This is a genomic window from Ensifer sp. ZNC0028, from assembly GCF_000799055.1.
Lineage (GTDB): Bacteria > Pseudomonadota > Alphaproteobacteria > Rhizobiales > Rhizobiaceae > Ensifer.
The window spans coordinates 17,156-40,596 of sequence record NZ_JTLA01000030.1; the positions used below are offsets into that span (position 1 = coordinate 17,156).

A 23,441-nucleotide genomic window follows, 5' to 3' on the forward strand; every position below is an offset into this window, starting at 1 on the left:
TTCCTTCGTGGTTGCGATGGAACCGGAATACCGCGGCGACTTCGGATGATCTACGACTTGAAGTCCGGATTACGTTTGCTATCGTCCTGACATGACAGATCCCCTCTCGCAACTCATTCAGCTTCTCCACCCACGCACCGTGTTCACCAAGGGCATCAGCGGCGCCGGCCGCTGGGCGGTTCGCTACTCGGAATTCGGCCATCCGAGTTTTTGTACCGTCATCGAGGGATCGTGCCGGCTGGCAGTTGACGGCGAGGCGCCGGTGACGCTGCAGGCAGGCGATTTCGTTTTGTTGCCGCGCACGCCCGGCTTCACCATGTCGGGCTTTGACCCGGTGCAGCCGACTTTCATCGATCCCAAGGCGGCGCCTTCGCCGGTCGGCGAAGTTCGCCATGGCAGGCAGGACGGCGAACCGGACGTGCGCCTGCTCGGCGGCTATTTCGTTCTCGACTCTCCGGACGCCGGACTGCTGGTTTCGCTGCTGCCGGCATTGATGCACCTGCGCGGGATAGACCGGCTTTCGACACTCGTCCGCCTTGTTGGCGAAGAAGCACGCGACGAACGCCCCGGCCGCGATCTGGTTCTGACTCGGCTTGTGGAAGTGATGCTCGTCGAGGCGCTGCGATCCATCGAAGGGGAGAGCGCTGCACCCGGCCTCTTGCGCGGGCTGGGAGATGCGCGTCTGGCGGCGGCCATTCGCCAGCTCCATGCTGATCCGGCCCGTGACTGGACCGTGGCGGAACTGGCGCACGAGGCCGCACTGTCCCGATCCGTATTCTTCGAGCGCTTCACCCGCGCCGTCGGGCTGCCACCGATGGAGTACCTGCTCGTCTGGCGCATGGCGATCGCCAAGGACCTGCTGCGGCAACGCGAACTGGACCTTGCAGCTGTCGCTGAACGGGTCGGCTACAGCTCGGCAAGCACCTTCAGCACCGCTTTCAGCCGCCATGTCGGGCAGCCGCCAGGGCGCTATGCGCGCTTGGCCGTGGCCGCCCAATAACGCCGGCACGGCTTTTCGTGAGAATTATCTCAAATACAGAAGTCAGCCACATTTACACCCTGCTCTCGGGCCTATAGACGAGCCTTGGGGCCTGTAAACGGACCCTGGGCCAACAGAGAACCGCACCTCATGCTCCGACGCCTGTACGATTGGACAATGTCGCTCGCAACACGGGAGACCGCCATTGTCTGGCTTGGCATCATTGCCTTCGTCGAAAGCTCGATCTTCCCGGTTCCAGCCGATCTTCTGCTGATCCCGATGGCGCTGGCACGCCCGGAGCGGGCCTGGCGTTATGCGCTCGTGGCAACTGTCTGCTCGGTTCTCGGCGGCATCGCCGGCTGGTATCTCGGCCATTACGCTTTCGACACGCTCGCCAGACCGCTACTCGAATTCTACGGCAAGCTCGACACGTTCGAGCACCTGAAGGCCTCGGTCGACAGCGAGATGCTGGCGTTGCTGCTCGTCACCTCGGGCCTGGCGCATCTGCCGCCGATCAAGGTCGTGACCATCCTTTCAGGCGCCGCCAACATCAATCTCGGCCTGTTCATCGTCTCGGCGATCATTGCCCGCGGCGCGCGCTTCTTCCTGCTTGCCTGGTTGCTGCGGCGTTTCGGCGAAGAGATCCGCGACTTCCTCGAAAGACGGCTTGGCGCACTGGCGGGCGCGGCGGCGACGATCCTGATCTGCCTCTTCGCCGCACACCGCTTTCTGTCCTGACGGATCGCGCCTGTAACTACCTGCGCGGCAACGAGAGGGGCGCAAGCGTCCCGATCGCCCGGCCCTTCGTGTCGTTCTCAGCCGCCTTGCGGCAAGCGTAGTCCTGCGCTTCCTGTAGCTTTGCAAGAGCGCCGTCATAGTCGATCGACGTCGGACGGCCATCACTGACGACGCAAGCGCCGTCCACATGCACACGCTCGATCGCCCGCTCGGCCGCGCAATGCAACAGGTTGCGCAAGGGGTCGTAGACCGGCTGCATAGCGTGGTGCCTGAGATCGACCACCAGGAAATCCGCCTTCGCGCCGACGGCGATCCGGCCAATGTCGTCACGGCCGAGCGCCCGGGCACCGGCGGTGGTTGCCGCCTCGAGGATGTCGCCGGTCGAAACGTCGAAGACGGACTTGCCCGAGAGCCGCGCGCAGATCATCGCCTGGCGCATTTCTTCGAGCATGTTGAACGGGTAGCTGTCGGTTCCGAGCGCGACGTTGACGCCGGCGCGGCGATAGCGGCCGACCGATTCCAGCGCCATGCCGCTGCGCGAAAAGGTGACCGGGCAATGGGCGACCGTCGTCTGTCGATCGGCGAGCAGGCGCAGATCGATCTCCGTGCGCTGCCGCGTCCAGGAATGGCTGTCGACGAAGATGCAATGGCCGAGGATCAGGTCCTTGCCGAGCAGACCCAGCTTCTCGAGATACTGCACGGCCGTCAGTCCGTGCCGGCGCAAGAGTTCCTCGTGCTCGGTCATGGTCTGGGCGGCGTGGATGGTGATCGGCATGCCGCGTTCACGCGCTGCCGCCACCGCATCCTGCAGCAGTTCCGGCGAACAGGTTTCGATCTGCGACGGTGCGACGACGCCGCCAAGGCGCCCCGAGGGGTGTGCATTCGCCGTATCGACAACCTCAAGCGCTCGCGCAAAGGCTTCGCGCCCCCGCGCCTTGTCCCAGCGGAAGTCGAGACGATGGCTGTCTTCCACGTGCCATTGCGCTTCGCGGAAACCCGGCGCGACAAAGGCGCGTGCGCCGCTCTTGGCAAGCGTCGGCAGCCAGCTCGCATGCGGGCCGGCAATATCGAGCAGCGTGGTGACACCACTGCGCATCAGGTCGCCGACCATGACCGTCAGCGACGCCTCGATCGCGTCGTCGTCGATTTCCAGAAGGTTGGAGTATTCGTACAGCGCGTTGCCCCAAAGCGCTGCCGTCCCGATGTCCTCGAAGATGCCCTTGGAGATCGGCTCCTCACCGGAATGGCAATGCACGTTGACGAAGCCCGGCATGATCATCCGGTCGCGGCCGGAACTCTCGCTGACATAAGGACCGTCATAATGGCCGCCGACATGCACGAAGCCCGCGTCGTCATAGGCGACGTCGGCGTCGTTGAGATAGACATGGCCATTAAGCTCGCGGTCGAAGGCGACGAGCGTATGCGCTTTGCGGATGACGTGGATCTCTTTAGTCATGCGTGGTCCTGAAATATTGCTCGAGGAAACGGCTGTAAGCCCCCATCAGGGCGCTGAAAACGAAGTATACGACAGCGGCGAAGACATAACCCTCGAGCACTGCGATACCCTGCCATTGCGGGTCGCGCATGGCGGTGCGGACGGTATCGAGGAAGTCGAGCAGGCCGACGATCGTCACCAGCGTCGTATCCTGGAAGAAGCCGATGAACAGGCTGACCAAGGGCGGAATGACCTTCTTCAGCGCCTGCGGCAGCACGATCTTGCGCATGATCTGCCAGTAGTGCAGGCCCAGCGAATGGCCGGCCTCAACCTGCCCCTTGGGAACCGCCTGCAGGCCGCCGCGCACGATCTCGGCAATATAGGCGGCGGCAAAGAGGATGATCGCCACCTGCGCCCGAACGAGCTTATCGATGGTGATGCCATTGGGCATGAACAGGGGCAGCATGACCGTCGCCATGAACAGGATGCTGATCAGCGGCACCCCGCGGACGATCTCGATGAAGCCGACGCCGAGGACGCGGATTGCCGGAAGGTTCGACGCACGGGCGAGCGCCAGCGCAATGCCAAGTGGCAGCGCGCAGGCAAGCCCGATGAAGGAGAGCATGAAGGAAAGCGGCAGCCCGCCCCATTGCGTCGTGGGCACGACCGTCAGGCCGAAATAGCCACCCGCCATCAGCACATAGAGCACCGGCAGGACGACGGCGACCCAGGCGATCAGCAGTCCCCGCCCCCAGACCTTCGGCACCATCGAGACGAGGCAGGCGCCGAGAAACAGAAGCATGGCCGTCAGCGGACGCCATTGCTCTTCGAACGGATAAAAGCCGAAGAAGATGTAGCGCATCTTTGCCGACAGGAACGGCCAGCAGGCACCGCTCGTTGCCTTGCACTCCGCCGGCGTGCCGACAAAGGTGGCGTCGACGAAGAGCCAGCCGATCGCGAGCTTGGCGACCGCAAAGACCGTGCCGAGGCAGAGGATGGTGATCAGCGCATTGCCGGGCGTGCCGAAATAGGCGCTGAACCAGCGGCCGCGAGCCGCCGGCGGCGCTTCGCGGCTCGGCGCAAGTGCCGGGCTGCTCACGAGGGTGTCGACCTGTGTCATGGCTCAGCGCTCCCTCAGCGCGACCCGCGCATTGTACCAGTTCATCACCAGCGAGATCAGGATCGACAGACCGAGATAGACGCCCATGAAAATGGCAATGGCTTCAATCGCCTGGCCCGTCTGGTTCATAATCGTGTTCGAGACCATCACCAGATCCGGATAACCGATAGCGATCGCGAGCGAGCTGTTCTTGAACACGGTCAGATAGGTGTTGGTGAGCGGCGGAATGATGATGCGCAGCGCCTGCGGCAGGATCACGAGCTTCAGCGTGCGGGCTCGCGACAGGCCAAGCGCCGTCGCGGCCTCCCACTGCCCCTTGCTGACCGCCTGGATACCGGCGCGAACGATTTCCGCGACATTGGCCGACACGCTGAGCGTGAGGCCGAGCAGAAGCGCCACGAACTCAGGGCGCAGGTGGTAACCGCCGCTCAGGCGGAAACGGCCGAGTTCCGGCACGTCCCAGGTGACCGAGATATCTGCGAACAGGACGGTTGCCATGAGCGGCAGCAGAAACGCGATCGCCGCGAACAGGGCAATCGGCCGCTCCTTTCCGGTTGCGATGCGGCGGCGACCGAGGACGCGCGCGGTAGCGAAGGCGGCCGCGACGCCGATAATAAAGGCCGTGACAAGCGAAGCTAATCCGCTCTGCCAGTGCAACGCCGGCGTGACCAGGCCGCTGTTTGAGAGAAAGACGCCGGGCAGCATCTCGATCGCCTGCTTGACCGGCGGAAAGACGGAAATGATCAGCGAGTACCAGAGCAGCAGGTAAAGCAGCAGCGGCACGTTGCGCAGCGCTTCCACATAGGCAAGCATCAGGCGCGACAGTACAGGATTGTGCGACAGCCGCCCGATGCCGACCAATAGCCCAAGAACGGTGCCGAACAGGGCGGCGAGCAGCGAAACCTTGACGGTGTTGGCGATGCCGACGAGGATCGCGCGACCGATCGTATCGGTCGGCTCATAGGTGATGGCGGATTCGGTAATGACAAATCCGGCCTGGCGGGCCAGGAAGCCGAAACCAGTCGCAATATCCTGCTTGGCAAGATTGGCGCTTGCGGTGCTGAACATCACCCAGGCGACGAGCAGCACGACGCCGACGGCGATCACTTGATAAAGATAGGCGCGAATGCGCGCATCATAAAACAGGGGCATCGGCACCCGTCCCTTGGAGCACAATGATCTCGGGCCGGCACGACCCAAGATCAGAACCTGATCGATTTCCATCGTTTATAGTACGGGCGGCATGCCGCGCGCACTCTCCACAGGCCGATTAGGGAGCACCATGTGGAGACGTGGACCCGCGCGAAACGCGCGGGTCCGTCAATTCTCAACGGAACGGCGGTGCGTAGAGCAGTCCGCCTTCGCTCCAGCGCGTGTTCGGGCCACGCGTCAGGCCGAGTGCGGTCTTGGTGCCGAGGTTGCGCTCGAACACTTCGCCGTAGTTCCCGACGCCCTTGATGATGTTGTAGCCCCACTTGTTGTCGATGTTCAGCATCTTGCCGAGTTCTTCGCTGACGCCGAGCATGCGCTGGATCTCCGGATCCTCGCTCTTGGTCATCTCGTCGACATTGGCTTGGGTGATCCCACGCTCTTCGGCCGCCATCAGCATCCAGGCAGACCAGGAGACGATGTCACGCCAGTTGGAATCGTTCTGGCGAACGGCGGGCGCCAGCGGTTCCTTGGAGATGGTTTCCGGCAGGACGACGTAATCATCCGGGTTGTTGGCAACGGCGCGGATCGAGGCAAGGTCCGAACGGTCGGACGAGATCGCCTCGCAACGGCCGGAGAAGAAGGCATTGCGGTTTTCGTCCGGGCTTTCGAAGACGACCAGTTCGAACTTGCCGCCGATCGAACGGAAGAAGTCGCTGAGGTTCTGGGCGGTGGTGGTGCCCGGCAGCGTGCAGATCGCCGCGTCGGTCAGTTCCTTGGCGCTGCTGACGCCGAGCGACTTCGGCACCATCAGACCCTGGCCGTCGTAGAAGACGGTCGGACCGAAATCGAGCCCGAGCGAGGTTTCGCGCGAGAAGGTCATGGTCGTCTGGCGCGACAGCATGTCGATCTCGCCGGACTGAAGCGCCTGGAAGCGCGTATTGATGTTGGTGAGGACGAAGTCGACCTTTTCCGGGTCGCCGAATACGGCAGCCGCCACGGCGCGGCAGACGTCGACGTCGAAGCCCTCCATGTGCCCCTTGGCATCGGCCGTCGCAAAGCCCGGCGTGCTCATCGAGACGCCGCAGATCAGCTTGCCGCGGGCCTTGACGGTTTCGAGCGTCGTCGCAGCGTTGGCAGTGGTCGCGGCCACCAGTCCGACGGCAATGCCGGCAACCGTCGCACAGAGCTGCAGAATCCTGCTGTTCATGAATTCCCTCCCATTGGCTGTTCCCTTTCAGGCCTCCTCAGGTCGCACGGTCCTCTCCGCACGCCTCCTCCCGAGCCGGCCGGCGCCGCGTTGTTTGTCGGCGCCTGCAATTGCATACGACAAGAGAATACAAACATCAACATTATTGTATACAATATTGACGACCATTTGGACGGACGTTATCGAAGACAGGGGACATGTTCGGCCGGTCTCCGATCGGCCCGTTGAGGGAGGCAACCTTGTCTGAGAAATCTAGCCGCAGCGAAGTGGTCTACAAGCTCTTGCGCCAGGCGATTCTGGAGCAGGCTCTGAGGCCCGGAACGAAGCTTTCCGAAGACACGATCGCCGACCATTTCAAGGTCAGCCGCACCAGCGTCCGGGCGGCCCTGGTCCGGCTCAACGCGGAAGGCATCGTCGATTTGCGCGCCAACAAGGGCGCCTGCGTGGCCGAGCCGACATTGGAGGAAGCCCGCGACATCTTCGCGCTGAGGCGCATGCTCGAAGCCGAGGTGATCCGGCGGCTCGTCGCCGATCTCGACGCTGCCGGCGTCAAGCGGCTGCAGCAGCATGTGAAGCAGGAGGAAACTGCACTTTCCGACCATGGACCGCTTTCGATCCGATTGGCCGGCGAATTCCACATCCTGCTTGCCGAACTCACGGGTTCCCAGGCGCTGACGCGTTTCGTCCGCGAGATTGTCTCGCGCTGCTCGCTGATCCTCGCCCGGTTCGCGCGGCTGCATTCGCCGGAATGCGCCGTCGACGAGCATGTCCAGATCATCCGTGCCCTGCAATCGCGCGACACCGCCACGGCGGAGCGGATCATGCTCGAACACCTCGACGCGGTCGAGCTTCGCGCCGAACTCGACACCGACAAGACCGAGCCGGACATCTCCGCGATCCTGCAGCGCTACGCCCGCAAGGGCTGACGCTGCACCCACCGTTTCCGGCGCAAGCGGTCGCGGATACGACTTTCTTTCGCCGATCTGCGGCACCATCTGTCGCGCGGCAACACACCAGTCGCGGCATCTGCCTCCAATATCTGCAACGTTACCGGTTACGCCGGGTGGGTCTTGCAAGGGAGGGAGTAAGGCATGCCAATTGAACTGGAATTCATGAGCAAGCAGGTTGCCGCGGGCCGGCTGTCGCGGCGGGAGTTTCTCGGACGCGCCGCAGCACTCGGGATAACCGCCGCCTCGGCGAACCTGCTGCTTGGCCAGGCGGCCCGCGCCGCAGGGCCAGTCAAGGGTGGAACACTCAAGGCGGGCCTCGTCGGCGGGGAATCGACGAACAGCCTGGACCCGGCAACCTGGGCAAGCCAGGTTCCCTATACGCTCGGGCGCTGCTGGGGTGAACAGCTTGTCGAAGTCTCGCCGACGGGCGAGATCGAGTACCGGCTTGCGGAAGCCTACGAGGCGACGCCGGACGCCAAGACCTGGCGCTTCAAGATCCGCAAGGACGTGACCTTCCACAACGGCAAGGAACTGACCCCGGCCGACGTGGTGGCGACGCTCGAGCGTCATGGCGACGCGGACTCCAAGTCTGCGGCCCTGCCCTTCGTTCAGGACTTCGAGACGATCAAGGTCGATGGCGACAGCGTCGTCATCACGTTGCGCGCGCCGAATGCCGACCTGCCCTACATCGTCAGCGATTACCACCTGATGATCCAGCCGAACGGCGGCAAGGACGACCCGACGGCGGGCATCGGCACCGGTCCCTACAAGGTCGTCTCCAACGAGCCCGGCGTCAAACACATCGCCGAGCGGCACGAAGGCTATTGGGGTTCGGCAGAACGCGGCCATGCCGATCAGATCGAAATCGCTGTCATCAACGATTCGACCGCGCGCACCGCGGCTCTCCAGAGCGGCCAGATCCACATGATCAACCGCATCGAGCCCAAGGTCGTCGCCCTGATCAGCCGCCTTCCGGGCGTCGTCATCCGCAACGTTCCCGGCAAGGGCCACTATGTCTTCATCGCCCATTGCAACACGGCGCCCTTCGACAACAACGACCTGCGCCTGGCACTGAAATATGCCGTCGATCGCGAGGAGATGGTGTCAAAGGTCCTCGCCGGCTACGGCACGGTCGGCAACGACACGCCGATGATCAAGGGCTATCCGCTGTTCGACAACGATATCGAGCAGCGCGTCTTCGATCCAGAGAAGGCAAAGTTCCACTACAAGAAATCCGGCCACAGCGGCTCGGTGCTGCTTCGCACCTCCGATGTCGCCTTCCCCGGCGCCGTCGATGCAGCACAACTGTTCCAGATGAGCGCCGCCAAATGCGGGATCACCATTGACCTCAAGCGCGAACCGGGCGACGGCTACTGGTCGGACGTCTGGAACAAGCAGCCCTTCAGCATGTCCTACTGGACCGGACGGCCGACGCAGGACCAGGTCTATTCGATCGCCTATCTCTCAAAGGCCGAGTGGAACGACACCCGCTTCTTCCGCGACGATTTCGACAAGCTGATCTTTACTGCGCGTGGTGAACTCGACAACGGCAAGCGCAAGGCGCTCTACCGTCAGGCGGCGATGATGCTGCGCGACGAAGGCGGCGTCATCGTGCCGATGTTCAACAACTACATCGACGCGACCAACGACAAGGTCGGCGGCTGGATCGACGATCCGAACGGCGAACTGATGGGCGGGCACGCACTGACGAAATGCTGGCTCAACGCTTAAGGCCAGCGACGTAAATGACGGGAGGTCGGCAAGCGGCCTCCCGGCCTCAACGACGGTATTTCAAGCGGTCGGGCGCAACGATACCGTGCCGTCAGTTGCGCGCTCCACCGCGATGTCGTGGTAGCGGGCAAGCGTCATGTGCGGCATGCCTTCGGCGGCGGCATGCGCGCCGGTGACGACGACGACGTCGGCGCCGGCTGCGAGCCCGGCCAGAATTCCGGCCGGCGCGTCTTCGAACACCAGGCAATCCTCCGCACGCACGCCCAGCCGCTCGGCCGCCATCCGGTAGCCCTGCGGATCGGGCTTGCCGACGGAAACATCCTCGCCGGTGATCATCAGCCGCGGCGTCGGAATGCCGGCAGCAGTGAGACGGCGCACGGCGAGATCCAGCGGCGCGGACGTCACGATCGCCCACCGTTCCGGCGGCAGGGAATTCAGGAAGTCGACCGCACCGGGGATCTCGACGATACCTTCGACGTCGGCGATTTCCGCAAGAGCCAGGTCATAGGCTTCCTTCTCCGGGTCGATGTCCGGCAGCTCGAGATTGCGGATCGTATCGACGGCGCGCACGCCATGCACGGTCTTGGTAAACTCGACCGGGTCTAGACCATTGCGCTCCGCCCAGGCACCCCAGACACGCTCGACCACGGCCATGGAGTTCAGCAACGTGCCATCCATATCGAACAGGAGGGCAGCAAAATTCTTCGTGAAAACGGATGAAGGCGCGGCGTCCAAGGCAATCCCCTGAGATGATGAGACGGGCGGCAAAGGCTTCGCCCAGCGGAGAAGCCACACCTACTACCGCAGAGCCGCCCGCACAATGCCATTTACACCACGATGCTACCGCTCACTCGACGCGCCAGGCGGCCTTGCTCGCCGTCAGGAAATCGATCGGTCCGCCCGGCTGATCGTCGTCGAAGATGGCGCAGGAGAGGATACCGCTGAACACCGCGCCGGAATCGACATTGGTGCGGTTTCCGACCGTTCGCGGATTGGCCGTACTCGGCGTGTGGCCATGACAAAGATGCCGGCCCCAGTATTCGCCGGAATAGTCTTCGGGCGGCCGGATCCAGAGAAAGACCCCGTCGTCCTGCTGTTCCAGCGGCCGCGTGTCGTCGACGCCGGCATGCACGAAGATGCGAAAGCGCTCGACCAGGATCGTGGGCAGTTCCTTGATCCATTTCAGGTGCCGGCCGGGAACCGTGCCGTCGTAGGAGATCAGCGTCTCGCGACCGCCATTGACCAGCCACCAGTCGACGTCGTTTTCGCCGCTGCTTGCGCCCCAAAGCATTTCCTCGTGATTGCCCTTGAGGGTCTGCCAGGTCCAGCCGGGCTTGCTCGGGCCGGCCATGATCAGCTCGATGACAGCGCGGCTGTCCGGCCCCCGGTCGATCAGGTCCCCGAGAAAGATCACCCGGCCCGTCGGCGCATAATCTTCGATTTCATCCAGCAGCGCGCGCAGCTGATCGAGGCAGCCGTGAATATCGCCGACGGCGAACGTCAGATGCCGGACGGCCATGCATTCACTCTCCAAATTCCGATAGCGGGCGACGGCCGTGTCGAGGCCGAAAACATCGCCAGATCAAGGCGCTATAACATGCCTTTTGCCGAAAGGATGCAAGATGCCTCGGCCGCGATGCGGACGCGTGCGACAATTGGGAATGCGGATCGTGAGGGCGGAAACCTCCGGCGAAGTGACCAGGAGGTGGCAGCTACGTCACTGAGATGCTGATGTCAGCGTCGGGAATGGCCCTTGGCGATGGTCGAACTGGCAATCGACACCGGATCGCTTGCCGGGAAGGTATCCTCGAGCCCCTCGTCGAGTTGTTCTTCCATCGCATCGCGGTCATGCGCTTGGCGCGCGTTTGGCAAAGTTCCGCGGCGCATCCCTGCTTGGCCGCTAGAACCCGCGACCGCTTCGTCGGCAGCAATGGCGGCCTGCAGAATTTCCTTGGCCTTCGCAATCGCGTTCAACCGGTTGAGGGATCCAGCCTTGTCCTGGGGACACATCACTGTCACCACCTCCTCGCCGTCGCCTATGAATTCGACGGTGAAGCCTGAGCGACCAGCTCTTTCGGCAGTGACCTGCAGGCCGACGATGTGCATCGAACCTCTCCTTCCTTGGGCAGTCCCGAAGGGCCGAGGCCGTGTTGACGGTCTCGGCCGTCGCGGGAACGAAAATCGGGTGTCTTTTCAAAGAAGCGTCGAGGCGAGGTTTTGTTCCGACCGCGGGCAAAATTACGGGCCGCTAAAGGGCGCCTGGAAACCTTGAGGAACGCATGGGGCTTGCCGGCAAGTCGTTGGTCGTATCCGCGGCCTGGAACGCCGCCCCGCCGCCCGGCTTCTTCGTGCAGCTCGCAAAGGCATCGAGGCCCTGTTTGTAGATCTTGGTCTCGACATTCATCATACCAAGCACGGTATGAAACAGGTTGTCGTGGGATTTCGGCTGCGCCGTATCCTTGGCGAGGCACGCCGTGTCGACACCCATTGCCGCCTGGTAAGGCTTCGAGAACCAGGCGACGAACGGTACCTGCGTCTGTTCGCGCGGTGCGATGGAATAGGGCGCCCCGTGCAGATAGATGCCGTTCTCGCCGAGCGACTCGCCGTGATCGGACATGTAGATCATCGCGCCCGCGATCTGGTCCTGATGCTTTTCCAGCAACCGGGCGACACTCGCCACCACATGGTCGGTGTAGAGGATCGTGTTGTCATAGGCGTTCGTGATTTCTTCAACCGAGCACTTCATAAGTTCGGGCGTGCGGCAATCGGGCGTGAAGCGCCGGAACTTCTCAGGGTAGCGCAGATAGTAGGACGGTCCATGGCTGCCGAGCTGATGGAGAACGATCACACTGTTCTTCTTCGTCGCCGAAAGCTTCTTGTCGAGTTCACCGAGGAAGATCTCGTCCAGGCACTCGCCGTTCTTGCAGAGCGGGCTGTTCTTCTGGTCGGTCATGCTGGCGAAATTGATGAGGTCGGCGATGCCCTTGCTGCCGGTGTTGTTGTCCCACCAGGTGGTCGAAACACCGGCGCGCGTCAGCACGTTCATGAGGTTTTCCGTCGAGCGCGCCTTCCAGTCGCTGTACTCGTCGCGCGGGTAGACGGAGAACATGCAGGGCAGCGACGTTGCCGTCGCCGTGCCGCAGCTCGTGGTGTCGGTGTAGTTGACGACGCCAAGCGCTTTCAGTTCCGGATTGGTCTCACGGCCGTAGCCGTTCAGCGAGAAGTTCATCGCGCGCGCCGTTTCACCGGCCACGACGACGACGACCACCGGCTTGCCGGCCGCGGCAATCCGCGCACCCTGGCGCGCGTCTGTGCCGAGCGGCTGCACGACGATGTTGCGTTCCTTGTAGGTCGAGGATGCGTAGCGGACCGCCGCCGAGACCGGCCCCGTCGGATTGAACCGCTTCATCAGATCCTTGTGTTCGCGGATCACGTAGGCGACGTTTGCAAAGTTCGCGTAGACCAGCCCACCGCTGACGAGCAGGCAGGGGATGATCACTGCCAGGTTGATCGCGGCATTGGACAGGAAGGGCCGGTAGCGCAGCTTGAACCAGATCACCACCAGCGACGGGAGCACCCCGTAGAGCAGCAGGTGCGTCGCCAGACTGCCGGTCAAGATATGGCTGGCTTCGGCCTGCGTCGTTACCGCCGCGTTGCCGATCATGTCCTTGTCGATGATGACGCCGAAGGTGTCGATGAAGTAGGAGGCGGCCGCCGACACCATGATCAGGAAGATCATCACCGGCTTCATCACATACTTGACGGAGGCGAGTGTCAGGCCTGCGAGGGTCAGCAAACACAGAGCGGCGCTGAAGGACAGAAGCGCCGTGACGGAATCGTCGAAATAGGCGACCGTGTGTTTCCAGAAGGAATTGTTGGTGGCAAGCAGAAGATAGGCGCTGACGAGGGCGCTCAGCGAAATACTGCCGATTTCGGGGCGGCGAATACCTGAAAATCTCAAAACTGTACTCTCCTGCGGCGACTGCAAGAGCGTCTGGGAGGGACGTTGCAGTCACGGCCATTCAATCGAGATGGAGACCGCGTGGCGGCCACCTGCTAGGTTGCAGCCTCCCCCTCAGCTGTTGAGATACGACGGACAAGCTGTCCAAACCCCGTCAAGATTGCTCTTTGTCCGGCCTATGCGCGCGCTGGTAGGTATCGCGCAGGCAGTTGGCAGCCCCGGCGAAAGTCCATATGGTCGGTACTGGCCCCAGTAATATCGAGACGAATCAATGCGCCTGCTCCTGGTCGAAGACAGTCCGCGACTGGTTGAACTGGTCGGTGAAACCATGCGGGATGCGGGCTGGCGCCTCGATGCGGTCTCAAGCGTCGCCGACGCCGAAACGGCGATCGCTGCGCGCGAGCACGACCTGGTGCTACTCGACCTCGGGCTGCCCGATGGCGACGGGCTGTCGCTGCTTCGACGTGTCCGCCAGGAATATCCCGGATTGCCGGTGCTGATCATCACGGCCAAGGGCTCCGTCGACGAGCGCATTGCCGGGCTCGACGCCGGGGCCGACGACTATCTCGTCAAGCCGTTCCACCACCGGGAACTGCTGTCGCGCTGCCGCGCCATGCTCCGGCGCAACCCTCAGGCCGTACAGCCGGTGCTCGAAGCCGGAACGTTGCGCTACGACCCGGCGACCGCCAATCTCACCTGCGACGGCACGGTGGTGCCGTTACCGCCGCGCGAGCGGTCGCTGATCGAGATCCTGATGCGCGAGGTCGGCCGTGTCGTGCCGAAGCGAAAGCTGGAAACGGCCCTTTCTGAATATGGCCAGGAAGTCACGCCCAATGCCCTGGAACTGGCGGTTTCAAGGGTGCGCAAGCGTCTGCAGCCGCTCGAAACCGGCGTGCAGATCGAGACGGTCCGCGGCATCGGCTATCTCCTCAGGCAAGCCCCATGAGGCGCCGAAACCCTTCGCTGATCGGTATCGTCTCCCGCCGCATCGTTGCCTTCTCGCTGCTGGCCATGGCGATCCAGATCGGCGTCGTCTTCGCGGACTACTGGTTCGACGACGACAAACTCAGCGTGCTCATGCTGCAGCAGGAAACCGAAAAGCTGATCGAGTATGTCCATGTGCGCGACGGCGTGGCGCATTACGAGCCCGATCGCGACGCACGCGAACGCTATCTCGACCGATCGGACGATAACGGCGCAATTTTCCTACGCATCCGCACCGCGTCCGGAGAGATGATCCATTCAAACTGCACGGCCGAATGTGCTCAGCACTTCCTGCCGCTCAATGTCGACGCGCCCCAATTCTGGAAACGCCTGATCGCGCCGGGCAAACCCTTCAGCGTTGCCGGCGGTCAGACCTTCGAACGGGGCGGCCTGGTCGTCCTTGTCGAGCTCGCGATCCTCAACGACCCGAACGGTTTCATGTACGGCGCCCTGCTGCACGAGATGTTCGATTCGATGATCGTGCCGATGACGCTGATGTTCTGCCTGGTGGTCGGCGCGACCATCTGGTCTGTCCGCGGCGCCCTGCGGCCGGTCGCCATGGCCGCCCAGGCCGCCGATGCCCTCGACCCCCGCGACGGCAATGCGCGCCTGCCGCTGACACGAATGCCGCAGGAGATCGCCCCTCTCGTCACCGCCGTCAACCGGATGCTGGCCCGCGTTGCCGATCTCATCCAGTCGCAGAAGCTGTTCTCCTCATCGATCGCCCACGAAATCCGCACCCCGGTGTCGATCGCCAAGATGGAGCTGAGCCGCATCGACGACCCGCGGGCGCGCAACGCGGAGCGCGATCTCGACGCGCTTACCCATATCCTGGAGCAGTTGACCTCGCTCGCGCGCGCCGACGCCGTCGATCCTTCCGCCTACCAGCGCACCAGCCTGTCTCAAATCGGCGCCGCAGTTGCGGAGGCCATCGCACCTTTTGTCTTCGACCACGACAAGTCCCTCGAGTTCGTAGACGAAGGCACGCCGACGGTCACCGCCATCCCGGCGTTGGTCGAAAACATGCTGCGCAACCTCATCGAGAATGCCGTCAAGCATAACCCACCGGGAACCCGCATCGTCCTGACCTGCGGCCCCGGCCCGGTCGTCTCCGTCGAGGATGACGGCAAGGGGATGATCGACCTGCCGGAACACAACGAAGACCTCGGCTTTGTGAAGAGCTCCGGCCAGCTCGGCCTCGGCCTGAAGATCGTTAGGCGCATCAGCGAGTTGCACCAGGCAACCGTCGCTGTCGATACCACGCCCGGCCGCGGCACGCGGTTCTCGATCGATTTTTCCGCCGCCGTGTCGGGCTAACGCGCCCGGCGAAAGGACGGCGCGCGCCCGCGTGTGCAGCGCACATTTTTTAGGCGCGATGCATATATTTCAATCCAGCGCCGGTTTTTGGATGCGGATTTCATGCCCAACGATGCGCCATGTGCTATTGCGCTGCGCAAGTTTGCACCTCCCCTCCCGAGAGGCTCCATGTCGAAGGCCCGCGCCTACATCAAGCGTTTCGTTCCCTCGCTCGTTCCGATCAGCCATCTGGAGCGCCTGCGTGCGTCTTTGGGCGCGCTTCTTGGCATCCTGCTTACCGGCTTGATCAGCACCTATGCGCTGGGCGCCGGCGCCAGCCTGCCGCTGTTGATCGCACCGATGGGCGCCTCAGCCGTGCTTCTCTTTGCCGCTCCGGCAAGCCCGCTCGCCCAGCCCTGGTCGATCGTCGGCGGCAACACCGTCTCCTCGCTGATCGGCGTGACTGCGGCGTTGCTGATCCCGGATCCGGTCATTGCTGCCGCAGTCGCCGTCGGCCTTGCCATCGCGACCATGCTGCTGCTCGGCTGCCTTCATCCGCCGAGCGGGGCGGTGGCGCTGACTGCCGTGCTCGGTGGCCCGGCGATCCATGAGGCCGGCTACTGGTTCGTCCTCTCGCCGGTCGCCATCAATTCGGTCGTCATTCTCCTGATCGCGCTGGCGTTCAACAACGTGACCGGCCGTCGCTATCCACATCTCGCGCAGGCGCCGACGCTGCATGGAACAAGCGACCCCGCGCCGACGCACAGGCTCGGCATCGTTCCCGAAGACCTGCAGGCCGTCCTCGCCCAATATGGCGAAGTGGTCGACGTCAGCCCGGAAGAGCTCGACGCGCTGATCCATCAGGCGCAGATCCGCGCCTTCAACCGCCGCTCCGGCGAAATCACCTGCGCCGAGATCATGTCGCGCGACGTCGCGACGGCCACGCCGGAGACGACCCTGCGGCAGGCCTGGCAGACCCTGATCAAGCATCACATCAAGGCGCTGCCGGTCGTGACCGAAAAGGACGGACTTGTCGGCATCGTCACGCAAACCGATTTCATGAAGCACGCGATGGTCACGCCGCAGGGCGGCATCCGCCAGCGGCTCGGAAACGTCATCGGTTTCGGCCCGAAAACGCCGCGGCTCGTGTCCGACATCATGACCCGCAAGGTTCAATCGGCCTTGCCGGAAACCATGATCGCCAAACTCGTGCCGCCGATGTCCGACATGGGGCTGCACCATATGCCGGTGGTCGATCCGGACAACCGGCTGCTCGGCGTTGTGACCCAATCGGACCTCATCGCCGCCCTCTTCCAACGCCGCCTCGAACGGGGTGAAGAGCGCGACGTCGCTTAAGCAGCAAGGCCGGCCTGAAAATCCTTCGCCAGCACAGCGGCCGGTGACGCGAGCCGGCTGGGCGACTTTGCACGACATGCCTTCGGCAATACTGCCCTATCGACCCAAGGCACGTCTTCATTTGCCAACAAAATTCATTCGATTGACTTAATCAATGGAATGATGTAATTTCAGTATGTCATGAAAAAAGAGACCTCGCCCCGCCCGACGAAGCAGGACCGCGGAGATGCCACCCGCGAGAAACTGCTGACCAGTTCCATCGACGTCTTCGGCCGCTATGGCTTTGACGGCGCCACCACCCGCATGCTCGCCGAAACGGCCGGCGTGAACCTCCAGGCGATCCCCTACTATTTCGGCGGCAAGGAAGGCCTCTATATCGCAGCTGCCGAGCACCTTGCCTCGATCATCATCGACCACGTCGCGGACCTTCGAAACGCGGTTCTTGCCCGCCTTGCCCATCTCGACAACCAGGGCCAGCCGCTGGAAGCCCACGAAGCCCGAGACATGCTCAGGCAGTTGGCGCAGCACATGGTCGCCCTCTTCGTCAGCCGTCAGTCCGAAAGCTGGGCGCGCTTCATCATTCGTGAGCAGATGGAGCCGACGGAAGCCTTCGAGCGCGTCTATGCCAATGTCATGGGCCCGATGATCGGCATGGCCGGCCGACTGGTTGCCACCATCCTTGGCGAGACTCCACAATCGGAACAGGTCCGGCTGAAAACCCTGTCCTTCGTCGGCAGCATCCTCGTCTTCCGCATGGCCCACGCAGCCGTGCTTCGGCAAATGAAATGGCAGGCGGTCGGCCCCGACGAGCTCGACCTCTTGCGCCGGCATGCCGCCGAACTGGTCGCGGCCATTGAAAGCAAGCGGGAGGACCGGTCATGAACAAGCCAGCAATAGCGCTGATCCTGATCGCCGGCGCCGCGGCCGGCGCCTGGTGGATCGACGTTCCCGAGCGGCTCGGCTGGATCGGCAAGGAGCAGACCTCGGTGCTCTACGGCAACGTCGACATCCGACAGGTTTCGCTTGGCTTCCGCGTCAGCGGCCGCATCGCAAGCCTTGGCGTCGACGAGGGCGACACGGTCAAGCCCGGAGACGTTCTGGCGACGCTGGACGCTGTTCCGTTCGAGCAGGCGGTCGCCGCGGCGCAGGCCGATCTCGGCGCGCTCAGAGCCAACCTTGCAAAACTGAGGGCGGGCGCACGCCCGACCGAAATCGCCCAGGCGCGCGCCACCCATGAGGAGCGCCTGGCCGATCTCGAAAACGCCGATCTCGCCTATGAGCGTGCCCGGCAATTGCGCCCGAACGGCACCATCTCCCAGGCCAATCTCGACGAGGCGAGCGCCAACAGGGCTGCGGCCGCAGCGCGCGCCACTTCCGCCCGCGAGGCTCTGGCGCTCATCGAAGAGGGAAGCCGGATCGAGGATATCGAAGCGGCCCAGGCGCAGGTGCTTGCCGCCGAAGCCAAGCTCGAAAGCGCCCGCACCTCGCTTGCCGATACCCAGCTGTTTGCGCCGAACGCCGGCACGGTCCTGTCGCGGGTGCGTGAAGCCGGCGCCATCGTCGCGCCCTCCGACACCGTCTACGTCGTTTCGCTGAACGAGCCTGTCTGGGTTCGCGCCTATGTGGCGGAACCGGACCTTGGCCGCGTGCATCCCGGCATGGCCGTCGAGGTTACCTCCGACAGTGCTCCGGATCACCGCTACAATGCGACGGTCGGCTTCATCTCGCCGGTCGCCGAATTCACGCCCAAGTCGGTGGAGACACCGGAACTGCGCACCGATCTCGTCTACCGCCTGCGCATCGTGGTCGACAAGCCGGGGGCCGATCTGCGGCAGGGCATGCCGGTGACCGTGCATCTGCCGGAGAAGGCTGGAGCGGCGCAATGAGTGACGAGGCGCCGTTCGTTCGCATCGCCGATGTGGTCAAGCGTTTTGGCGATGCTCCGCCAGCGCTCGACCATATCGCTGGCGACATCCTCGGCGGGCGGATTACCGGGCTCGTCGGCCCTGACGGTGCCGGAAAGACCACACTGATCCGGCTGATGACCGGGCTGATGGTGCCGGACGAAGGCAAGGTCGAGGTTCTCGGGTTCGATACGGTGACGAATGCCGCCGATATCCAGGCGGCCATCGGCTACATGCCACAGCGCTTCGGCCTCTATGAGGACCTTTCCGTTCAGGAAAACCTCAATCTCTACGCCGACCTGCGCGGCCTGCCGCTTGGCGAGCGTGCGGCAACCTTCGACGAACTGCTCGAATTCACCGACCTCAAGCGCTTCACCACGCGCCTTGCCGGCAAGCTCTCCGGCGGCATGAAGCAGAAGCTTGGCCTTGCCTGCGCCCTGCTGCGCAAGCCGAGGCTGCTCCTGCTCGACGAACCGGGCGTCGGCGTCGACCCGATCTCGCGCCGCGATCTCTGGAAGATGGTCGAGAACCTGACGAAGGAAGGCATCGGCGTCGTCTGGTCGACGGCCTATCTGGACGAGGCGGAAGCCTGCGACAGCGTTCTGCTCCTGAACGAGGGCAAGCTCCTGTTCACGGGCAGTCCCGACGAGCTGACCGCCAGGGTCGCCGATCGCGTCTTCAAGGTTTCCGGCATTACGCATGGGCGGCGCCAGAAGCTCGCAAGCTATCTCGACGGCGACGATGTCGTCGACGGCGTCATCCAGGGCGAAGCGATCCGTCTGGTCATGAAGCCCGGGACCAAGCCGCCGGCCCCGGACGAACATTCCGCAGCAGCGGGCGTGGCAACCACCACGCCACGTTTCGAGGATGCCTTCATCGACATGCTCGGCGGCGGCCCCGGCGGCCGCTCGAAGCTCGCGGAAACCCAGACGCCCTTCCCGACCGACAACGGGCGCCCGGTCATCGAAGCGCGCGGACTGACGAAGCGCTTCGGCGATTTCACTGCCGCCGACGCAATCACCTTCGACATACCACGCGGCCAGATCTTCGGGCTCTTGGGTCCGAACGGCGCCGGCAAGTCCACGACCTTCAAGATGCTGTGCGGGCTGTTGAAGCCAACCGCCGGCGAAGGCCGCGTCGCCGGTTTCGATCTGCGCCGCGATGCCGCCGAGGCGCGCAACCGGCTCGGCTACATGGCGCAGAAATTCTCGCTCTACGGCGATTTGAGCGTCGGCCAGAACCTGAGCTTCTTTGCCGGCGTCTACGGCCTATCCGGCGCGCGCAAACGCGAACGCATCCAGCTGATGACGGAAATCTTCGGCTTCGCCCGCCTGCTCGACATGTCGGCGAAAGATCTGCCGCTCGGCCTCAAGCAGCGGCTGGCACTCGCCTGCGCCGTTCTGCACGAACCGGAAGCGCTGTTTCTCGACGAACCGACCTCCGGCGTCGATCCCATCACCCGGCGGGAGTTCTGGACCCATATCAACGGCCTCGTCGAGAAAGGCGTGACCGTCCTCGTCACCACCCACTTCATGGACGAGGCCGAGTACTGCGACCGCATTTCGCTGATTTATCGCGGCCGGTCGATCGCGCTGGGTTCTCCGGACGAGTTGAAGGCGCAGGTCGCCAGCCCCGAGTTTCCGGACCCGACGATGGAGGATGCCTTCATCGCCCTGGTCCAGGGCTCGGAGGAGAAGGAGGCCGCATGAGCGCGCGCGCCACAACGACCGAGGGCCGCGCCACGAGAGCCAGACGCTTTGCCGCGCTGGTGCGCAAGGAAAGCTATCAGATCGTTCGCGACCCGAGCAGTATCCTGATCGCCTTCGTGCTGCCGCTGATCCTCCTGTTTCTCTTCGGCTACGGCGTTTCGCTCGACACGACGCAGACCCGGATCGGCCTCGTCGTCGAGGAAGAAGCGCCGTTGACCCGCGATCTCGCCGCCGGTTTCCAGGCGTCACGCTACTTCCTTGTAACGGTCGGGCGCGATCGGCGTGATTTCGAGGAGGATCTGGTGCTCGGCCGCGTGCGCGGCATTATCGTGATTCCCGCAGGGTTCATGGCGCACTACGCCGCCGGCCGGCACCCGAATGTGCAAGTGCTCGTCGATGGCTCCGATCCCAACACCGCGAACTTCGTCCAGAACTATGCGCAGGCGACAGTTGCCAACTGGGAGCGCCAGCGGCTGAGCGATGGCGCCGGCCGGCCGCCGGCGATTTCCGCCGAGCAGCGCTTCTGGTTCAATCCGGAGCTCACCAGCCGGAACTTCCTGGTGCCGGGCTCGATCGCCATCGTCATGACGCTGGTCGGGACGCTGCTCACCTCCCTCGTCGTTGCGCGCGAATGGGAGCGCGGAACGATGGAGGCGATGATGGCAACGCCGGTTTCGGCAGCCGAGCTCCTTGCCGGCAAGCTGCTCCCCTATTTTATTCTCGGGCTCACCTCGATGACGCTCTGCGTACTGCTTGCCGTCTTCCTCTTCGGTGTCCCCTTTCGCGGCTCTGTCGCAGCGCTCTATGCACTGTCGGCGACGTTTCTGATGCCGGCGCTCGGTCAGGGCCTGCTGATTTCCGCGGCGACGAAGAACCAGTTCCTCGCCTCGCAGCTCGCGTTGATTTCGGCGTTTCTTCCGGCCTTCCTGCTCTCGGGTTTTCTCTTCGAGATCAATTCGATGCCGACGGTCATCCAGTGGATCACCTTCATCGTGCCGGCGCGCTATCTGATCCCGAGCCTGCAGACGGTGTTTCTGGCCGGTGATATCTGGCCGATGTTCGGCAAGTCCATTGCCGCCATGCTCCTGATCGGCAGCGTGTTCTTTGCGCTCGCTGCTCGCAGCACCCGCAAGAGGATCGGCTGAGATGTGGTGGACCAGACTGAAAGCCCTGATCGTCAAGGAATTGCTGGCGGTGCTGCGCGACCCCAAGGGGCGCACCGTGCTGATCGTGCCGCCGATCCTGCAGCTTCTGGTGTTTTCCTACGCCGCGACGCTCGAGGTCACCAATGTCGACGTGCTGGTGCTGAACCGCGACAACGGCCACTGGAGCCAGGATCTGATCGAGGGGATCGACGGCTCGCCGACCTTCCGAAGCATCCGCTTCACCGACAGTCCGCAGGAGGTGCGCCTGGCGATCGACACCCAGAAGGTCATTGCGGCGATCGAAATCGGGCCCACCTTCTCGCGCGATATCGAGGCCGGCCGGCCGGCGGAGGTGCAGGTCATCCTCGACGGCCGCCGCTCCAATGCGTCGCAGATCGTCTCCGGCTATCTCGGCCGCATCGTCGGCGCGCTTGCCGCCGAGACACCCGCCGGCAAGCGCATGGCATCGGGGGCGGTCACCGTCGTTGCCCGCAACTGGTTCAATCCGAACCTTACCTATCAGTGGTTCATGGTTCCGAACCTGGTCGCCAGCATCGCGCTGTTGATCGGCCTGATCGTGACCGCGCTGTCGATCGCGCGCGAACGCGAGTTGGGGACCTTCGACCAACTCATGGTGTCGCCGCTTCGAACCCATGAGATCCTGATCGGCAAGCTGATCCCGCCGATGATGATCGGGCTCTTCCACATCACCATCTATATTCTGGCGGCCGTCTTCATCTTCGGGGTGCCGCTGCGCGGCTCGCTGCTGTTGCTCTATGGCAGCGCGGTGTTTTACCTCGCCTCCGTCGTCGGTCTTGGCCTGTTCATTTCGGCCCTGTCGATGACGCAGCAGCAGGCGATCCTCGGCGCCTTCTTGTTCATGGTGCCGGCGATGCTGCTTTCGGGGTTTGCCACGCCGATCGAGAACATGCCGTCCTGGCTGCAGCCGATCACCTATGTCAATCCGCTGCGCTACTTCCTCGTGATCGTGAAGGGCGTGTTCCTCAAGGACATTCCGGCGGTCGAGGTGGCGCGACAGACGATCCCGCTGTTTCTGATCGCCATCGTCACCCTCTCGGCCGCCTCCTGGCTTTTCCGTCGCCGGCTGGAGTGATCAGTCCTTCAGGAAGCGCGCGATCGCCGCAATCTCATTCTGGCGGATGTCGTGCCCGCCCGAATGCCACTCGGTCTCGGTTGCGGCACCCTGTCCCTGGAAGTAGTCCGCGAGTGCCTGGGTCAGCGGCGCCGGGCAGATCGGGTCACGCTCGCCGGCGGTAATCAGGACGCGACGCCCCTTCAGCGCCGCATTGTCCTTCGGGCGGAACGGGATCAAGGGATGCATCAGCACCGCCTTGTCGAAAACACCGCCTTCGATCAGCACGTTGGCAAGGATGTTCGCGCCATTGGAATAACCAAGGCCTATCACCTGTGAAGCCTGATGCTCCGCAGCCAGCGCCTTGACGAGGCCCGTCATCTTCTCGGTGGCGCGGGCAAGGTCGGCCATATCGTAGACACCCTCGCCGGTGCGCTTGAAGAAACGAGCGGCGCCATATTCCGAAACGTCGCCGCGCGGCGAAACGATCGTCGCGTCGGGCAGAAGCTCGGATGCGAAGGTGAAGAACTGGTTCTCGTCACCGCCGGTCCCGTGGAACACGAAGAATATCGGCTGGCCGGGCTTTCCGGCCTTCAGCTTGTGAACATAGCCATGATCTACCATTTTTGTCTCCTGGGGCAAGCTTCCGGCGGGTCAAAGCCTCGTGCGTACCTGCCTGAT

General features: G+C 63.5%; 21 protein-coding genes. 12 read left to right on the forward strand and 9 right to left on the reverse strand.

Features of this window, described 5'->3' with window-relative positions; all coding sequences use genetic code 11:
* Window positions 1–91: 91 nt before the first annotated feature.
* On the forward strand, window positions 92–1,000 hold the full coding sequence (locus tag L981_RS07110; protein WP_043613338.1) for an AraC family transcriptional regulator: 909 nt from the start codon (window positions 92–94) through the stop codon (window positions 998–1,000).
* Between the two features lie 129 nt (window positions 1,001–1,129).
* Window positions 1,130–1,717 carry a YqaA family protein gene (locus L981_RS07115; RefSeq protein WP_043613341.1) on the forward strand — a complete coding sequence of 196 codons (588 nt, stop codon included), beginning with the start codon at window positions 1,130–1,132 and terminating at the stop codon, window positions 1,715–1,717.
* A 16-nt stretch (window positions 1,718–1,733) separates the two neighbouring features.
* Here L981_RS07115 and L981_RS07120 read toward each other — a convergent pair whose 3' ends face one another.
* From L981_RS07120 to L981_RS07135, 4 genes are all read right to left on the reverse strand, one after another.
* Window positions 1,734–3,173 carry an amidohydrolase family protein gene (locus tag L981_RS07120; RefSeq protein WP_043613343.1) on the reverse strand — a complete coding sequence of 480 codons (1,440 nt, stop codon included), beginning with the start codon at window positions 3,171–3,173 and terminating at the stop codon, window positions 1,734–1,736.
* Window positions 3,166–4,272: an amino acid ABC transporter permease gene (locus tag L981_RS07125; protein ID WP_043613345.1), complete on the reverse strand. Its 1,107-nt coding sequence runs from the start codon at window positions 4,270–4,272 to the stop codon at window positions 3,166–3,168. The genes L981_RS07120 and L981_RS07125 overlap by 8 nt, the downstream gene beginning before the upstream one ends.
* Before the next feature lie 3 nt (window positions 4,273–4,275).
* Complete coding sequence (locus L981_RS07130) at window positions 4,276–5,424, reverse strand: amino acid ABC transporter permease (RefSeq protein ID WP_052201652.1); 1,149 nt, start codon at window positions 5,422–5,424, stop codon at window positions 4,276–4,278.
* Between the two features lie 175 nt (window positions 5,425–5,599).
* Window positions 5,600–6,631, reverse strand: coding sequence for an amino acid ABC transporter substrate-binding protein (locus L981_RS07135; RefSeq protein ID WP_052201644.1), 1,032 nt, complete (start codon window positions 6,629–6,631; stop codon window positions 5,600–5,602).
* A 239-nt stretch (window positions 6,632–6,870) separates the two neighbouring features.
* Here L981_RS07135 and L981_RS07140 point away from each other — a divergent pair, with 239 nt between their 5' ends.
* Window positions 6,871–7,557 carry a GntR family transcriptional regulator gene (locus tag L981_RS07140; RefSeq protein ID WP_043613592.1) on the forward strand — a complete coding sequence of 229 codons (687 nt, stop codon included), beginning with the start codon at window positions 6,871–6,873 and terminating at the stop codon, window positions 7,555–7,557.
* 165 nt (window positions 7,558–7,722) lie between these two features.
* On the forward strand, window positions 7,723–9,312 hold the full coding sequence (locus L981_RS07145; protein ID WP_043613348.1) for an ABC transporter substrate-binding protein: 1,590 nt from the start codon (window positions 7,723–7,725) through the stop codon (window positions 9,310–9,312).
* 60 nt (window positions 9,313–9,372) lie between these two features.
* On the opposite strand, the gene L981_RS07150 is transcribed toward L981_RS07145, so the two are convergent.
* From L981_RS07150 to L981_RS07170, 4 genes are all read right to left on the reverse strand, one after another.
* On the reverse strand, window positions 9,373–10,047 hold the full coding sequence (locus L981_RS07150) for an HAD family hydrolase (protein ID WP_043613351.1): 675 nt from the start codon (window positions 10,045–10,047) through the stop codon (window positions 9,373–9,375).
* A 112-nt stretch (window positions 10,048–10,159) separates the two neighbouring features.
* On the reverse strand, window positions 10,160–10,831 hold the full coding sequence (locus tag L981_RS07155) for a metallophosphoesterase family protein (protein WP_043613354.1): 672 nt from the start codon (window positions 10,829–10,831) through the stop codon (window positions 10,160–10,162).
* A gap of 215 nt (window positions 10,832–11,046) precedes the next feature.
* On the reverse strand, window positions 11,047–11,418 hold the full coding sequence (locus L981_RS07165) for a hypothetical protein (RefSeq protein ID WP_043613358.1): 372 nt from the start codon (window positions 11,416–11,418) through the stop codon (window positions 11,047–11,049).
* Between the two features lie 142 nt (window positions 11,419–11,560).
* Entirely contained in the window at window positions 11,561–13,273 is a 1,713-nt protein-coding gene (locus L981_RS07170) for a phosphoethanolamine transferase (RefSeq protein ID WP_043613360.1), read from the reverse strand.
* Between the two features lie 271 nt (window positions 13,274–13,544).
* Here L981_RS07170 and L981_RS07175 point away from each other — a divergent pair, with 271 nt between their 5' ends.
* From L981_RS07175 to L981_RS07210, 8 genes are all read left to right on the forward strand, one after another.
* Complete coding sequence (locus L981_RS07175) at window positions 13,545–14,219, forward strand: response regulator transcription factor (RefSeq protein WP_043613363.1); 675 nt, start codon at window positions 13,545–13,547, stop codon at window positions 14,217–14,219.
* Window positions 14,216–15,574, forward strand: coding sequence for a HAMP domain-containing sensor histidine kinase (locus tag L981_RS07180; protein WP_043613364.1), 1,359 nt, complete (start codon window positions 14,216–14,218; stop codon window positions 15,572–15,574). The genes L981_RS07175 and L981_RS07180 overlap by 4 nt, the downstream gene beginning before the upstream one ends.
* A gap of 168 nt (window positions 15,575–15,742) precedes the next feature.
* Window positions 15,743–16,909, forward strand: a complete 1,167-nt coding sequence (locus L981_RS07185; protein WP_043613366.1) for an HPP family protein — start codon at window positions 15,743–15,745, stop codon at window positions 16,907–16,909.
* A gap of 180 nt (window positions 16,910–17,089) precedes the next feature.
* Entirely contained in the window at window positions 17,090–17,791 is a 702-nt protein-coding gene (locus L981_RS07190; protein WP_043613367.1) for a CerR family C-terminal domain-containing protein, read from the forward strand.
* Entirely contained in the window at window positions 17,788–18,795 is a 1,008-nt protein-coding gene (gene hlyD / locus L981_RS07195) for a secretion protein HlyD (protein ID WP_043613369.1), read from the forward strand. The genes L981_RS07190 and hlyD overlap by 4 nt, the downstream gene beginning before the upstream one ends.
* Complete coding sequence (locus tag L981_RS07200) at window positions 18,792–20,522, forward strand: ATP-binding cassette domain-containing protein (RefSeq protein WP_043613371.1); 1,731 nt, start codon at window positions 18,792–18,794, stop codon at window positions 20,520–20,522. Before hlyD ends, L981_RS07200 begins: the two co-directional genes overlap by 4 nt.
* On the forward strand, window positions 20,519–21,667 hold the full coding sequence (locus L981_RS07205) for an ABC transporter permease (protein WP_043613374.1): 1,149 nt from the start codon (window positions 20,519–20,521) through the stop codon (window positions 21,665–21,667). The genes L981_RS07200 and L981_RS07205 overlap by 4 nt, the downstream gene beginning before the upstream one ends.
* Window position 21,668: 1 nt before the next feature.
* Window positions 21,669–22,781: an ABC transporter permease gene (locus L981_RS07210; protein WP_043613376.1), complete on the forward strand. Its 1,113-nt coding sequence runs from the start codon at window positions 21,669–21,671 to the stop codon at window positions 22,779–22,781.
* Here the strand turns inward: L981_RS07210 and L981_RS07215 are convergent, their stop codons facing one another.
* The gene (locus L981_RS07215) at window positions 22,782–23,384 is read right to left on the reverse strand and encodes an alpha/beta hydrolase (RefSeq protein WP_043613379.1); all 603 of its coding nucleotides are present in this window, start codon (window positions 23,382–23,384) and stop codon (window positions 22,782–22,784) included. It abuts the gene before it with no gap.
* Between the last annotated feature and the right edge of the window lie 57 nt (window positions 23,385–23,441).

What these genes read in the sequence shown, in the direction of transcription:
- L981_RS07110 (WP_043613338.1), top strand. Translation starts at nt 92, where the DNA reads ATGACAGATCCCCTCTCGCAACTCATTCAGCTTCTCCACCCACGCACC.
- L981_RS07115 (WP_043613341.1), top strand. Translation starts at nt 1,130, where the DNA reads ATGCTCCGACGCCTGTACGATTGGACAATGTCGCTCGCAACACGGGAG.
- L981_RS07120 (WP_043613343.1), bottom strand. Translation starts at nt 3,173, where the DNA reads ATGACTAAAGAGATCCACGTCATCCGCAAAGCGCATACGCTCGTCGCC.
- L981_RS07125 (WP_043613345.1), bottom strand. Translation starts at nt 4,272, where the DNA reads ATGACACAGGTCGACACCCTCGTGAGCAGCCCGGCACTTGCGCCGAGC.
- L981_RS07130 (WP_052201652.1), bottom strand. Translation starts at nt 5,424, where the DNA reads ATGCCCCTGTTTTATGATGCGCGCATTCGCGCCTATCTTTATCAAGTG.
- L981_RS07135 (WP_052201644.1), bottom strand. Translation starts at nt 6,631, where the DNA reads ATGAACAGCAGGATTCTGCAGCTCTGTGCGACGGTTGCCGGCATTGCC.
- L981_RS07145 (WP_043613348.1), top strand. Translation starts at nt 7,723, where the DNA reads ATGCCAATTGAACTGGAATTCATGAGCAAGCAGGTTGCCGCGGGCCGG.
- L981_RS07155 (WP_043613354.1), bottom strand. Translation starts at nt 10,831, where the DNA reads ATGGCCGTCCGGCATCTGACGTTCGCCGTCGGCGATATTCACGGCTGC.
- L981_RS07165 (WP_043613358.1), bottom strand. Translation starts at nt 11,418, where the DNA reads ATGCACATCGTCGGCCTGCAGGTCACTGCCGAAAGAGCTGGTCGCTCA.
- L981_RS07175 (WP_043613363.1), top strand. Translation starts at nt 13,545, where the DNA reads ATGCGCCTGCTCCTGGTCGAAGACAGTCCGCGACTGGTTGAACTGGTC.
- L981_RS07180 (WP_043613364.1), top strand. Translation starts at nt 14,216, where the DNA reads ATGAGGCGCCGAAACCCTTCGCTGATCGGTATCGTCTCCCGCCGCATC.
- L981_RS07185 (WP_043613366.1), top strand. Translation starts at nt 15,743, where the DNA reads ATGTCGAAGGCCCGCGCCTACATCAAGCGTTTCGTTCCCTCGCTCGTT.
- L981_RS07190 (WP_043613367.1), top strand. Translation starts at nt 17,090, where the DNA reads ATGAAAAAAGAGACCTCGCCCCGCCCGACGAAGCAGGACCGCGGAGAT.
- hlyD (WP_043613369.1), top strand. Translation starts at nt 17,788, where the DNA reads ATGAACAAGCCAGCAATAGCGCTGATCCTGATCGCCGGCGCCGCGGCC.
- L981_RS07200 (WP_043613371.1), top strand. Translation starts at nt 18,792, where the DNA reads ATGAGTGACGAGGCGCCGTTCGTTCGCATCGCCGATGTGGTCAAGCGT.
- L981_RS07205 (WP_043613374.1), top strand. Translation starts at nt 20,519, where the DNA reads ATGAGCGCGCGCGCCACAACGACCGAGGGCCGCGCCACGAGAGCCAGA.
- L981_RS07210 (WP_043613376.1), top strand. Translation starts at nt 21,669, where the DNA reads ATGTGGTGGACCAGACTGAAAGCCCTGATCGTCAAGGAATTGCTGGCG.
- L981_RS07215 (WP_043613379.1), bottom strand. Translation starts at nt 23,384, where the DNA reads ATGGTAGATCATGGCTATGTTCACAAGCTGAAGGCCGGAAAGCCCGGC.